The following is a 14,086-nucleotide window of genomic DNA, read 5'->3' on the forward strand; positions in this document are numbered from 1 at the left end:
GCGCAACCCTTCCATCCGAGGGCCGTCGCCTCCTCATCACCACAAGGGACAGTGAACCCCATAGGAGAAGTAAAGGCTTCTAACCATGGAAGGCGAGACCTCCTGTCACCCATCCTGCTGTTGTATTAAAGACACACCACAACAAGCTCCAACGAACATGAAGCCATGAAACCTTGTCCAGGTCCGACCGGGTAGAAACAAAAAGGCTATTTATATTTATACCCAAGGCTATGATTTTGCACAACAAAAAGCACCGCTCCCCACTACGGAGAACGATGCTTGATGAACCGGAACTATAATTCCAGATTCAGACGGGTTTTAGTCTAGGCTGCACTATATATATGGTGATGCAGTCTCAGGATTTCAAGCCGTCTTCGCCAAGACCCGGCTAACCTGGACGGCAGACCACGTTCCACCCTTGGCAGTGGGGATTCCACGGCTATTGAGGCCATCTGCAATCTGACGAAGGCTAACGGCTCCATCAGCCCGGATCTCGGCAATGATGCCTGCCACGTCCGCCGCACGGTCGGAAGCTCTGGCGACCAGGACCGCACGGCCCTTAGCCTGAGCCTCGGCAGAGAGGGTCTGTCCACGATCACCACCAAGCGTGACGCCTCGTGCCTTCGCTGCCTGCAACGCTGCCTTAGTCCTGGTGGAAATCATCTTACGCTCAGCCTGAGCCACGCAAGCCATGATGCCGACGACCAGTTCGTTTGCTTCTGGCATGTCAGCGGCGATGAACTTCACGCCCTCGTTCTGTAGCTTCATGAGGAAGGCGGCGTCACGGCTCAGCCTGTCCAGCTTGGCGATGACCAGCGTTGCACCGTGGAGGCGGCAGAGCTTCAAAGCTTCGTCCAGCTTGGGACGGTCGTTCCGCTTCCCGCTCTCGACCTCGACAACCTCGCTGATGACCGACCAGCGTCCACCGTTGAGATAGTCGGCAACTGCCTTGCGCTGCGCCTCCAATCCAAGGCCGCTCGCACCCTGTTTCGCCGTCGAGACACGCAGGTAGGAAATAAATCTGCCCTCGGCCATGGGAAACTCGCTCTGTTACAGGGTGGTCTACGTTCGTTGACTAGAACGTAACAGTCCAGCCGGGATTGGCAAGCTCAATCGACACGGCACGCTGGAATATTCGTCCTGTCTTCACGGACCAGCTTCAACGCTCACACTCTGTAACCCTGCCTAAAAGATGGGCAGGGGCTCTTTTTTGTGCAGCATAGGCCCCCCCCGGTCGGCCAGTGCACCCAGTGTTTATACTGTTTTTCGTTCGGATTTACCTTCCGAGACACCCCACCTTGCTGAAATCAAAGTTTCAGTTTGGACAAAACAAAGTGGTACTAGTGAGTACAAAATTCTCGTTCGGATTTACATTCTCCAACCTTCTAAGGATTAGCCAATGGCTGACAGTAACGACAAAGTTAAAATTGATATCGACGTAAGCACTACCGGCGAAGACACCGTTAACAACCTTATCAAGACGCTTCATGCCCTGGATCGCAGCACGAAGTCCATCAACGCTAACATGAAGGCCATCGGCCGTGTCTCATCTCCTGGTGGGTCTTCCGCTGCCAAGGATGAAGCTGCCCTTGAAGGCGTGAAAGCTCGTGGTCGTCGCTCTAAGAAGCAGGCCGATGCCGACGCGATCCGCGCATCCCAGCGCGTGAATATGTTCGATGCAGAGAGCGTGCGTCTCCTCAAAACCCGGATGACTGTCCAGTCACAAGCGGCGGTTCAAGCGGCCAAAGCCTCGCGTCAGGAATATGCGAACTTCCGCACCAGGAACGCGGCTCAGACTCGATACGAAACTGCTCAGATCCGCGCGCTCAAAGACAGGATGACGGCAGAGTCACGTATCGGCAGAATGCGTAATTCGGCTGAGAATGACGCGATTTCAGCCCTTAAAACCCGCCTTTCGACACAAAACAGAGCCTATCGCCAGCGTGTGAGCGAGGAGAGATCCGCACAACGAGAGCAGGTTCGTTCCATCGCAGAGACCGCTAGGGCCGAGGCAACCCGTATGCGCGAGCGTGCCGCCTCTATCCGTGCAACCGCTCGCCTAGAGGAAACTGAAGCCCGTCGCGTGGATCGTGCTCGCACCAGCCGGGAGAATGCCCGCAATCGCTACATCTCGAATGTGCGCTCGGGTGGCGAGTCCATCAGAGAGGGAACTGGCCGTGCGGTTCGTGGAGCCGCTACCGTTGCTGCCGTGGGGACTGGTGCTGTTGCCGCTGCCACTCGGAAGGGCATCGATACACGCCTCGACGTGGACACAGCGGAGACGAACCTAAAGATTTTCTCAGGACAGACTAACGAGCAAATCAAAGCCGCTCGTAAGGGGTTCCTCGATAATCTCTCGATTAAGAATGGTCTAGGGATTGCCGGAGGACTAGACGCTTACAGCGAAGTCCTAAAAACTGGCATGAAGGCCCCTGCCGAGAACGTTAAGACGATCATGGAAGCGGTCTCTGCTCTAGAGCTGGACCTGAAGAATACCACGAAGCTAGCGGGTCTCATTGATCGTAACGCTGGAGCTTCTTCAAACCCTACCAGGATCAAGAGCGCTCTTAACGCGGTTGCTGTAGCCGCTAGAGAAGATCCCACGCAATCTAATGAGATTGTCGAGGGCGTCAAGCGTGCGTTCGGTGCCCTGTCTACGGGCAACATGACCGCAGAGCAGCTAACCGCCCTAGTCTCTGGTGGTCAATCGGTAGGTATTCAGCCCGGAAAGGCAGGTACTTACGTTGCGACCCTGGGTAAACAGCTTTCCATGGGTAACTCAAAGTTCCTCGGAAAGAAGAACAGAGATGAACTCGACTTCGCCGCAAAAGAGCTAGGGTTCGGCGATGCCCGAAAGATGGCCTCTGATTACGCTAAGGACTCCTATGGAACGATGATGAAGTTCCACGAGAACCTAGCAAAGATGGAGTCCGGCAAGCGCACCCAGGTTGCTGAAGCCGCCCTCGGAAGGCAGTGGAGCGACGAAGGTTTGCAGTTTAGCCAAGGTGCCGGTGGAGTAAAGAAGACCTATTCGGAAATCTCTGATCCGAAGAATGCCAACTTCCTAGAGGAAGCCGCCAAGATCCGCGCAGACAGCCTACAGGGACAGTGGAACTCGACAAAGACAATCTTTGGAAGGTTCTGGGATGCGTTCGGCTCTGGGTTCGAGGATATCCTTACCAGTATTAACAGGTACTTCCTCGAACTAAACTCTACCTTTGATTACGATAGAGTTAAGAGCTACGTGGTCGATTTCTTCGATGGTGTCAAGGAAGCCCTTGGCGTCTCGACCTGGACGGAACTTCTTCGGAATGTGTTCGGTGGGGAAGTCGGAAACATCGGTCCCCAGATCAAGGCATTCGCCAAAGGTCTGACGGAAGGTGTCATGTCCGTTGGGAGCGCGATCAAGTCGTTCGCAGGGATCTTTACCGGCGGGGACACATCGGCTGAATCAATCGGCAATCTAACCGGGAAGCTTCTAGGACTTACACTCGCCGCAGTTGCGTTTGCTCCGGTCCTAACGATCCTGGGGGGCCTTGCCTCTGTGGTGATGGGTCTCGCTGTTGCCGGGAAGGCAATCGCCGGTCTCGCTGGTCTGACTGGTGGTGTCACTTCTGGGGCTGGTGCGGGTCTGATGCGGGGGTTCGGCCTCGCACTGTCGCGCATGTTCGCCCTTGGCCTTGCTGCCGAGATCGGCGCTAACCGTGGCGTCATCTCGACGTGGCTCCTCGATGCCGGGAAATCGATCCTTCAGGCTGCCGTGGACGGTCTCAAAGCCGCCTTCAGCAAGGAATCGATCCAAGCGGCGATGAAGGGAATCGTATCGGAGTTCATCCCGGCTCCGGTCCAGCGTTGGCTTGATAACGATGGCAAGCTTGAGGAGAAGAACGGGCTCGGAAAGAAGACGCTTGAGGGTCTTCCAAAGGGTATCCCAGCGGCTCCGGTCGCTCCGGTTGCTCCTACCGAACGTGGCTACCTGGGGAAGGCGTGGGATTGGCTCTCATCGTCCCTGGTGGGTTCTGCAAACGCGAACGAGTTCATTCCTCCTCCCAAGGGGACGAACCCAGCCTCGACGCCCACTCTAGATCCACGTCCTGCCATTGAGGAGAAGGCTTCCGCGGTACAAGCCAACCCATTGATTCAACAGCAGAATTTCGGTTCTGATGGTGAACTTCGTAGCCTGATTCATAAGGCGTCGTTCTCGGCTCCTGAAGCCGTCCTGAGCGGTACGGTGGATACAGCGTCCATCGCAAAGCCTACCGCAGATCCACGCCTACAGCTTGTGAACTTAACCCATGCCGTCGAGGAGAACACCAGCGCGATCCGTGCCGGTCTCGACCGACAGGGCATCATGGGCGGTCTGGTGCATCGGGCATCGATCACCACGGCCTCAGATGGCGTCAAGGCGTCTCTCGCAGGATCGTCGGCCGACATTCGTTCTGCATCGTCCGTCATGTCCGGCTCTACGGGATCGGGCACCGTGACAGGTGGTCTCGCTCCCTTGGAAGGATCGGCTCCGGGATCACCTCTAGCTGGTGGCTCCGGTCTTTCACGTCGAGGCATCATCGGCGGTGGTGGCGATGGTGGCTTGGGTGGTGGTGTCACGCCTCCCATGATGCGCGGCCAGGGCGCAGAGAACGCGAAGGCGTCATACGATTTCTTCCGTTCAAAGGGTCTCTCGCACGAGGCGACGGCCGGTATCCTCGCTTCCATGAAGCAGGAATCAGGCTTCAATCCTCAGTCTCGCGGCGATGGTGGACGGGCTCATGGTCTGTTCCAACATCACCCGGATAGGCGCGCTGCAATCCAGCAAGCAACCGGCATCAACATGAGCACGGCAGGTCTCCAAGACCAGCTAAAGGGCACATGGTGGGAGATGCAGAACGGCGATGCAGGGGCTCAACGGGCTCTCCGCATCCTCAAAACGCCGGGGATCTCAGCACGAGATGCAGGCGGTGCTTTTGTCCAGCATTTCGAGCGGCCAGCGCGTGATGAGCGGGCTTCTCGTGGTGCTCTCGCGGAAGGCTTTGCGCGGGAATATGGGGCTGGTGGCAAGCCTGCGTCCCAGGTCATCGGCGGATCGGTCGGAACGGAAGCCGCTTCCAACGTGGCGGACAACGCTTCCAAGCTGGTCGGTCTCGGAAGCTCGCAAGCCGCTACGGCTCTCGGCTCCCGGATGACCCCTGGTCAATGGTGCGCTGACTTCGTGAACGGCTCTCTCAAGAGCGCGAACATAAAGGGCGTAAACTCCTCTATCGCCAACTCGTTTTTGGGTTGGGGCAAGGAAGTTACGGACGGCGTGAAGGCTGGCGACGTGCTCGTTGAGCACCGTGGCCGGGGTGTCGGCCAGACTGGCGGACACGCTGGTATCGCTACCGGCAATCAACGGATGCGGAACGGCCAGCTTCAATATGAGCAGATCAGCGGCAACTTCGGGGGCCGGGTAGCTCGTAACTGGGAAAACGCATCCGGGGTGATCGCTCGAAGGGCTCTTGAGGCTACCAACAATGCGGTAGCTGCATCAAAGGCCCCGGCCGCTGCCATGAAGCGTTCAACCGATTGGAGCGCCATCCCGTCGCCTGTCTCTGGAAACCTTGGCGGCATTGCCGAAAAGGCTAAGGAGATCCGGGGTTCAAGCTGGAAGCCATCCACCGATGCGGCTCCCACATCCACCCTTGAAGGCGTTGCTCCTGGGAAGCCGTCTATCACTGATGCAGTCCCAGCGGCGGCAATCGAGCGTGTGACCGGAGGCGGTGGGCGTTCTGGCGGTGCCGGTGGATCTAGCAGCACGACGACGATCAATAACCACATCAACGGAACAGGGCTTAATTCGGAAGAAATTGCGAATGCAGTCAACCGCAAGTCTTCTGGAGAAATGCGGCGTCAAACTGGCAGCGTAAACCCCTTTTCCTTTGCCTAAATCAATATATCAACAGCCGGCCTCAACCTTCATCTTGAGGGAATGGACTCGGCTGTCCTTTTCCTACCAGTAAAAGAAGAAACCATGTCTAAGGGATTCATTCCAACATTTGAAATCTATAAAGGCGGTGAAAACATTACAGCCCGCTTCCAAGATCGCGCTGTGTCCATCGTCGTCCAGCTTGCCGCAGGCCGTGGCGATCAAGACTCGTGCGATATCATCCTGGACGATAGGGATTGGCTCATCGCTACGCCCCGCAAAGGCGACAGACTTCAAGTATATCTCGGCTATGAAGGTATTGGAACGACCTTTATGGGCAACTTTGAAGTAAACAGCATTAAATTTAGCTTCACTCCAAAGGCTATTGCCGTCAAATGCACTGCCGCTTCATCTCTCAATGACCTAAAGTCAACAGTCATTGCAAGCTATGATGATAAGACCGTGGAGCAAATCCTAGCAGAGGCAGGCTCTAAGATCGGATTTAAAGCTGATGTGCATAATTTTATCGCTGATGAGAAGATCCCGTTTCTCAATCAAAGCATGTCATTCGGTGCGCTTATTGGTAAACTAGAACAGCATTACGACGCGGTAGCCAAGATTAATGACGGGAAAGTCTCACTAACCCCCAGATCAGGCGGCGTCTCTGTATCGGATATCAGCGTTCCGACATATGTTCTGAGACCGTATAGCTTCGCAGAACTTAACGTAATGGTTGATGCAGCTTCCGAATATGCTCAGACTTCAGCGTCATATACTGACAAGACAACCCTTAAGAAAATGTGGGTAGACGCTCAATCGAAGCTTAAAGACTTGAGCACCGATGCTAAGCACAAGATCGGAACCATTTACAACTCTGAGGATGAGGCGAAAAGGGCCGCTGAGAGCACCCAGGCGCAGCTAGATCGCGCTACAGGCAAGATCACAGGGCGGCTAGCCGAGGGAGATCCGTGGGTTCGAGACGGTCAACGTTTCGTCGTCACAGAATGCCGCGACGGTATCAATGGGAGCTATCTGCTCGACCTCGTGGTGCATTCGTACACGAAGGGTGGAGCGCTAACGACCAGCTTCAGCGGTACGGCTGGCGTGAATGGCCTCGCAGAGGAGTACCAGGAGGGGAAAAACGCTGACGAGTTCCTAGCTATCGGCCCTGGTCAGGTGTTCGGTCAGGTTATGCCGGTCGCCCCTGATTCACTCGGAAGCCCGTTCTCCTCAGTCCCTTCCATGGTAGGACAGCCTGCGCCGATCCTGGAATGACCATTGAGTCAAGACACGAAACGCAGCATAGTCATGCGTACAGTGCATAATAGCTATGCGATTGACGCGGTATTCATGCGCCGAGTGCATCAATGAACCATAATAGTGGGGTATCTATGCGCCCAGTGCATGAATGATGCCACTGATCCGCTCGCGCAGAGCAGGCATGCATTAAAATGCATGCTACGCACGATAGTGCATGTAGACAACCATAGGTTTGTTGTGTATAAGCAACAGTCAAGCGCCAGAATGGTCGAGGCGAAGTCGCTCATCAGTCAATTACATCGCCATGCGGGCAAACGCAAGCGGGATTTTGGGATGGGATAACAATTTGAAGGGGGGAACCCCTCCGCTGCGGAATGCTCTTGCGGGGCTTGCAGCGAAGGGGTCTGATAGGTGTCTTAGTGAGTTCTCTATTTACACGAATTAATGCGAAAAATCAAGGGGATACGGTTTCTATCTCCCTCGCCTTTGCTCTGAGCCCATCCGGTCGAGAGCGTCTTGGCGAAACTGGCTTCAAGATTTGGGAGCCTGCAAAGCCCGGCCGCCTCAAAGGCAGCGGCAAGGCAAAAGGCAGTGTCGGTCTCAACACCCTTATCATCACGGATTTCCAGAAGCTTATCGCCGGTCGCCGGGGCCTAGGTCCGTGGAACCTCGCCATTGCGGAAGCCATCTTTGACGATGCAGCGCCACGCATCATCAGAGGGGCAAAGACCGCGAAAAAGGATGCGAACGCCAAGCTTCAAGCGTGGTCTCAGAAGTGGCTTCCCGAGCTGGTGGAAGCCAAGGGCCTCGAATGGGTTGAGGAGCGTTACGAGGAGATCCGGGACGAAAAGACCGGCTCATTCCGCACGATGGATCAAATCGCCAAGCGGCTCACCGTCACGCAGGATGAGGTTCTAGGGTTCACCCTCTACTCACTCGTTGCACATGACCGCCCGAAGGCCCTCCGGGATGCCGAGAACAAGCAGGCCGATGCGGCGAAGCACAAGGCTAATCGTGTCGCCAATGGCGCGACCCCTCGTGAGCTATCGAAGTCCCGTCTCAAGCCCTGGGATGCCGCTGGCGTGAGCAGGGCGACATACTATCGTGAGCAGGCCGAGATGAAGGCCAAACAAGCTCGTGAGACAGATTCGTCGGTAACAGTACGTAGTACGTGTAAGGGAAGCGACGAAACCGTCTCACAGACGGATTTGGCGCGTAATTCGATTTCGGTGGAGGCCGTCCAGGCCGTAGCCGAGCCCCTTATCCTCATGTCCGAGGATCGTATCCAGTCAGTTATCGCGCAGCTTCGTGCGGATGCGGATAGGGCAAGGGCCGAGTGGGTATCGTGTGACCCATTCTTTATCGGTATCGACAACGAACTTTCGGTGTGTGGCTAGATTGTAAGGCCCACCAGGAAGGATGAGGACGGCTTCGATAGCATCTTTCCATAATCATCATCGTCGTCGTCGGATCACCCCAGGCTGTAAAACGAGTTCGACCTCGAAACGAGCGTGACCTCGATTAGCAGATGGCAGTCTATCACTCTAACCCTGGGGGGCTCTTTCTCTGGAAACAGAGCTAACCTTCCAGGATATGAACGAACGATCGATACCTTTTGGTAATATGCCGTGCATCGGTACTATCGATGAAAGGAACGTAACCGCCTCAGCCCTTGGAAGACTGCATATCATGAACACTATTCAAGCCGACCAGCTAGACCTCGCCTTTACTCCTGAGATCCCGACAGAACGCAAGCGCAAGCCTACAGGTGGAGCCCGTAAGCCCCGCTCTGGCGTGTACGTCCGAAGCGGCATTCATGTGAGCAGATCCAAGCGCACGGTTGAACCTGCTGTCGAGGATGAAGACGACCTCCCCGAGCATGTGTCGTCCCAGGTCTCACTGCCTCCGATCACCACCACAATCATCACTGACGCCCTGGTGGGCCTAGAAGACGACCCAAAGGCCCAGGAAGACGCCGAGACCTATATTCGCCAGTTCATCGCCTACAATCGCAAGCAATCAGAGAAAGACCGGAAGAATGACTGAGACCGAGACCATGCTTAACGCCATCGATGAAGGCTATGCACGCCGCACCGAACTCATGGAGCAGGTCGGAGAACTCGACGTCAATACACCGGCCATGCTTTGCGTCATTAAGATGCTAGCAGAAACGGATCGAACGATTTGAGAAGACCGGCGAAATCACCTCATCGTCTCGGTGCTGGAAGGCTGACGATTGCTAGCCTACAGCCCGAAGAAAGACCCGAAGATCTCATCCATGAAATCTTCTATCTCGATTTCTTCCATGGTGACGGTCTCTATCATGACCGTATCGGCAGAAGCTTCTGCATCAGCTACAGGATGCGTCTGTTCCGGCACACCGGCATCAGGGGTTGAGGCATGGGTCATCGCTCGAAGCCTTTCAAAGCCTAGTGTTGGCGGGATGGGTATACTGGGAGCCGAAGTAAACTTGGAACGCGCAGGTTCCATGGTCCAGACATGAATGTGGGGCCACTGAAACGGCGTCCCGCTCCGTAGCCAATTGGTATTTCGGACAAACGGACTGTGATCCGTCTTATCCTGTGTCGGAACTGTCTGCGCCGATCTCGGATATTCGCGAAGGGTCCGCGAATTTTTGTGATCTCGATACATCTCTAGCGTCGCCGTGAATGTCGTTTCATTCGGCGTATCCCCCCGTCTGTAACGACTGACAACTCATAGGAGATGCCTTGTTTCCGAAGCCCGTTTTGCGGGTGGACGACAAGGAACGTCAGTTCCGATCCGTGCTGTAAAGAGCCCGTTCGTTTCACCTTGTCCGGTTCCGTTACACAGGGGCGACTAATGCGCGTTCCTGTTTGGCGAGACCGGGGAGAAACCCCGTATCGGAAACCCGACAATCCATAAGCTCACAGCTTACGGCTCAGTTCCAGAGAGAAGTGCGTTCTCGACGCATTTTGTCTAAATCGCTCAGGAGGCTCTAGGAGGCCCCTAGAATGCCTCAGGCCAAGCCGAAAGCCTTGAGTGTTATAACGGCCACTGGTGACCTCTCTAAATCGATCTAAACGCCCATCCCGGCGATATGCCATCCTCACGCACGCTAGAACGCTATAAATGCCTTTAGCTCACGACATTAGCACAACTGACCCGACCATCGACACTTCCGTGACCCTCACGGAATCGGTTCTAGTGGTTCAAAATCTGACGGATGGTACCCATCCCCAACGTCCGGGATGGGTGGGGAGCGGACACTGGCCTTTCGCTCTGAAGCGGACGTTTGCTACCGGCTCCTCACCGATGGAATGGATGACGGCCTTGGCAGGCTGATGATCTACGTACCGGCGGGACGTGCGGAATCATCCGGCTGATTGCTTCCGCAGGTGTAGGTAGGTCTCGTCAAACTCGGCAGCGCGGACAAGCTTATCCCAAGCCAGAATGACCAGCGTGTTGCTACGGAGGGTAATGAGCCCGTTGCCCCGCATCTCTTGCAGCGTGCGGTTGATGTGCACGCTCGACACGCCGGTTGCGTCCCCAAGGTCAGCCTGCGTCATCGGCAAAGAACAGCGATGCTCACCCGCTAAGCCCACGGCCTCCTGCTTAAGGTACAACTCGCAGAAGAGGTGGGCGAGATGCTCGTAGGCCGAGCGCTGGCCCATACACGCCATCCATTGACGGAAGATCCCTGCATCCACCAGCGTGTCGCGCCAAAGCACTGCGGCGAGGCGTGGGAAACGGTAGGTGAGATCCCGCATCGCCTCATGGGGGATGAAGGCCACGGTAGCATCCGTCATCGTGGCGAGGCTGTGATCCATCCGTGGGATGTGCAGACTTTGAAGATCTGGGATGTCACCGCCGATGTGGAACGAGAAGATCTGGCGCTTGCCCTCGCCCATGATCTTGTAGCGGCAGGCCCAGCCTTCGAGAATGAGGCAGCACTGCGTGGCCGTCTCGCCATCGCGGACAATGTCGTGATCCGCTCTGAAAGCTTGAGCCCTAACGGGCAAGGTCTCGACGGCTTGGCGCTCCTCCTCCGTGAGGGTGGAGATGCTCTCCAGCTTGATGACCATCGGCTGTAAGAAATGAGAAGACTTCGAGGCCATGTGGCTTCGCCTTGCATTGCAGGCGGAAGCGCGCGGCTCTCCCAGGCATCAGCACCTGTATCGGAACGGCTGACGATATTTTCAACATAAAGCAGTAACTGGCCGCGCGTACCATCATACGTTAGTAATAATTACGGGCGACGTAAAACTGCGAAAAAAGGCGAATGACTGCTCAGCTAAATTTTCGGCTCAACGCAGACTGGCAATAATATACCCCGATCCACGCTTGAAACACTGCCTCACCAAAAGCCTGCAAGCAGACCTTCCGAGGGTCTGCAAAGGGTCGAAAGCAGCCCCGGCACCGGGTACCAAACGTCAGGTTTTTCACCACTAGAAGCTGTAGAGATCGCACGGGCTAACTGGCCGGGGGAGGACTACCCGTCGCGCAGCTACGCAATCCGGGAGCTTATCCGCCTTGGGATCACTGAGGCGATGAAGCCTGCATCGGGACCGGCATAGCGCCGTCCGGTTCCCTATCATTGGAAGGGATGGTCACGCTTGCAACGGCTCTTGCTAATGCCTCCCGGTCGGCCTCAATGTGGCGATACCTGCTCGCCTCTCCCGGTGTCCTGTGCCCTTGCAGCCAATCAGCGACATCAGACGAGACCCCGCACTGGAACGCCCGTGTTTTCCAGAAATGCCGGAACGCATGATTCGGAGCCTTTGACTCGTCGGTGAAGCCCGCATCACGTATCCAGCGGCCAAGGCGGTCGGCTACATTCTTGGAAGGGTGAACGAGCTCCGGGCTCCGATCCTTCGTCAGCCGGTAAAACAAGGGTCCGGGCTTGCTTTTCTTCACAAACGCCAGAAATCCCGCCTCCATCACCAAGGGATGAATCGGCACGTCCCTCGCGCTGGCCTCTGTCTTGACCGAACCACCGTCCTCAGCTGGTCGGATTTCCAGAGTCCACACGCCGTCGATGCACCGGACACGCTCTTTCCAGAGTTGGGAAAGCTCAGTGATCCGCGCGCCTGTCGTCGCCGCCAGCATGGGCAGCCATTTCAGGAAAGGCCTCGACTCATCCCCAGACAGGGAAAGGATGGCCGCAACCTCTTCGCTAGTATACCCCTTCCGACGCTCACGTGGTGCCATGCGGTTGGCCTTGATCCCGATGCGCAGGCCCGTGAATGGATTGGTCGGAATCATCTTGTAAGCGAAAGCATATCCGAACGCAGCGCGGGCATCACTGAGCTTCGTCTTGCACGTCCCCGGCGCTAACCCGCTCTCCATCATCGATGCTCGCCATGCCATGATGTCGTCGCCGGTTACTCGGCTCATGTCGTTATGGCCGACATGCGCAGCGAGGTTCGATGTGGCGGTCTGGCGGTTCCGTTTCGATCCGAGCTTGGGCAGTTCGCTTGCCGCCCATGCCGTATTGCAGGCTTCGAACGTGGTCCATGCCCTATCCGAAGAGACCCCCGGAACCGCCTTGAATTCAGGAAACCGGTTCGCGTCCGGATCAGGCCGGAAGTCGCCACGCGATGCCCGTTTGATCGTCCATGCCGCCTGTAGTGCCGCCTTTGCAATCTCGCGCATGAGGGTAAGCCGTCGCTCGTCGTCGACTTCGATCCCATGCCGGTCCAAGACCCATAGCGTCAGCCGCCCGACCCTTTGCTCAAGCGCCCGGTCTCCATAGTCTGGCGCAAGCGCATCGATCACCGCCGTCGCATCGTTGCCGAACAGAAGCTCGGCTATGATCGCGTCATCCGCCCTGCCCTGGTGGGAGATCGGTGGAGCCCCTGGAATTTTCCCTTCCAAGGCAGCACGAGTCAGAGCTTTGAACCGCTCCCACTGATCCGGTGTGCCAGGGTTCTCGGAATGCTGATCCACCAGTTGGCGGTAAACCTCGCCGCTCAGTGCCACGACCTGCCTTGGAGAGAGGGGAGCCGGTCCCCGTCGCACACCGTCGAACAGGCGCGAGAGATCGGCTTTCACAGCGGCACGGCGGACGACAGCGGTCTCAGGATCACGTGTCGCCAGCGAGAACTTCACGAACCGACCGAGTTTGGTTTCAACCGTCACTTCGCCTTCCGGGCCTGATGCGGGCAAGACAAGCGAGACCCTGCGCCCCTTCATGCGCTCGATCATGTCGGCCGGAACGCGGGCTAGGAATTGTTGCATCCCCGAGTCCTTGCGGCCCGAGAAGCGCTTTAATTTTCGAGCCGCTGGCATGGTCTGTATACCGGTTTTGTATACCGCTTCGTTCTGAAAAACCCTTATATCACAATGACTCAGTGACTTACAGGGGAAAACAATCCTCTTATAGTAAATGCGTCAAGCGCTTGAAGGAGATCAAGGCCTGATCTAGTTCGGCTGGGAGCCGGCTCGCGGGCGCGGGATCAGCCGGGCCTGAACGGGGAACGGACGCATGCGGGAGCGCGAGGCGCTGCAACGAGTCGTGGCGGTGGCCGCGATCATACCGGTGGCGTCCGGCCTCTTCGGAATCCTGTTCGGGCTTGGAGGAGTCGGCGGCAACAGCCTGGCCCAGATCTCCGCCGACAGTCATTTCCGCTACCTGTCGGGTCTTCTGATGGGCATCGGTATCCTGTTCTGGAGCTGCGTCCCGGCCATCGAGGCGAAATCGCGCCTGTTCCGCTTCCTGACCCTCGTCGTCGCGCTCGGCGGTCTGGCGAGGCTGCTCGGTCTCTATCTCACCGGCCTGCCTTCGGCGGTCATGCTGGGGGCGCTGATCATGGAGCTGGTGGTGACGCCCCTCCTCTGCCTCTGGCAGATGCGGGTCGCCGGCAAGGCCGCGGATGCGGCGGCGGGCGAGCCTTCACTGTGAACGGAGCCTTCCCTGTGAACGGGGCTTTCCCTGTGAGCGGAGCC

The 14,086-nt window shown here is 56.8% G+C and carries 10 protein-coding genes; 6 read left to right on the forward strand and 4 right to left on the reverse strand.

Going from position 1 to position 14,086, the window contains the following annotated elements:
- Positions 1-363: 363 nt before the first annotated feature.
- On the reverse strand, positions 364-1,035 hold the full coding sequence (locus RQI43_RS11405; protein WP_311275228.1) for a recombinase family protein: 672 nt from the start codon (positions 1,033-1,035) through the stop codon (positions 364-366).
- A 364-nt stretch (positions 1,036-1,399) separates the two neighbouring features.
- Between RQI43_RS11405 and RQI43_RS11410 the strand changes: the two genes are divergently transcribed.
- The 5 genes from RQI43_RS11410 to RQI43_RS11430 all read left to right on the forward strand — a co-directional run bounded on the left by RQI43_RS11410 (position 1,400) and on the right by RQI43_RS11430 (position 9,347).
- Entirely contained in the window at positions 1,400-5,920 is a 4,521-nt protein-coding gene (locus RQI43_RS11410) for a phage tail tip lysozyme (protein ID WP_311275229.1), read from the forward strand.
- Positions 5,921-6,004: 84 nt separating this feature from the next.
- The gene (locus tag RQI43_RS11415) at positions 6,005-7,174 is read left to right on the forward strand and encodes a hypothetical protein (protein ID WP_311275230.1); all 1,170 of its coding nucleotides are present in this window, start codon (positions 6,005-6,007) and stop codon (positions 7,172-7,174) included.
- Positions 7,175-7,578: 404 nt separating this feature from the next.
- The gene (locus RQI43_RS11420) at positions 7,579-8,556 is read left to right on the forward strand and encodes a hypothetical protein (protein ID WP_311275231.1); all 978 of its coding nucleotides are present in this window, start codon (positions 7,579-7,581) and stop codon (positions 8,554-8,556) included.
- A 292-nt stretch (positions 8,557-8,848) separates the two neighbouring features.
- Positions 8,849-9,205, forward strand: a complete 357-nt coding sequence (locus RQI43_RS11425) for a hypothetical protein (protein WP_311275232.1) — start codon at positions 8,849-8,851, stop codon at positions 9,203-9,205.
- Positions 9,198-9,347, forward strand: coding sequence for a hypothetical protein (locus RQI43_RS11430; RefSeq protein ID WP_311275233.1), 150 nt, complete (start codon positions 9,198-9,200; stop codon positions 9,345-9,347). The genes RQI43_RS11425 and RQI43_RS11430 overlap by 8 nt, the downstream gene beginning before the upstream one ends.
- A 56-nt stretch (positions 9,348-9,403) precedes the next feature.
- On the opposite strand, the gene RQI43_RS11435 is transcribed toward RQI43_RS11430, so the two are convergent.
- From RQI43_RS11435 to RQI43_RS11445, 3 genes are all read right to left on the reverse strand, one after another.
- A complete protein-coding gene (locus RQI43_RS11435) occupies positions 9,404-9,568 on the reverse strand; it encodes a hypothetical protein (RefSeq protein ID WP_311275234.1) in 165 nt (54 codons plus the stop codon).
- 944 nt (positions 9,569-10,512) lie between these two features.
- Entirely contained in the window at positions 10,513-11,256 is a 744-nt protein-coding gene (locus tag RQI43_RS11440; protein WP_311275235.1) for a Crp/Fnr family transcriptional regulator, read from the reverse strand.
- A 421-nt stretch (positions 11,257-11,677) separates the two neighbouring features.
- Complete coding sequence (locus RQI43_RS11445; RefSeq protein ID WP_311275236.1) at positions 11,678-13,378, reverse strand: DUF6538 domain-containing protein; 1,701 nt, start codon at positions 13,376-13,378, stop codon at positions 11,678-11,680.
- Between the two features lie 247 nt (positions 13,379-13,625).
- Between RQI43_RS11445 and RQI43_RS11450 the strand changes: the two genes are divergently transcribed.
- Entirely contained in the window at positions 13,626-14,042 is a 417-nt protein-coding gene (locus RQI43_RS11450; RefSeq protein WP_207412021.1) for a DUF4345 domain-containing protein, read from the forward strand.
- Positions 14,043-14,086: the final 44 nt, after the last annotated feature.

Source organism: Methylobacterium sp. WCS2018Hpa-22, from assembly GCF_031843785.1.
Classification (GTDB): Bacteria; Pseudomonadota; Alphaproteobacteria; order Rhizobiales; family Beijerinckiaceae; genus Methylobacterium.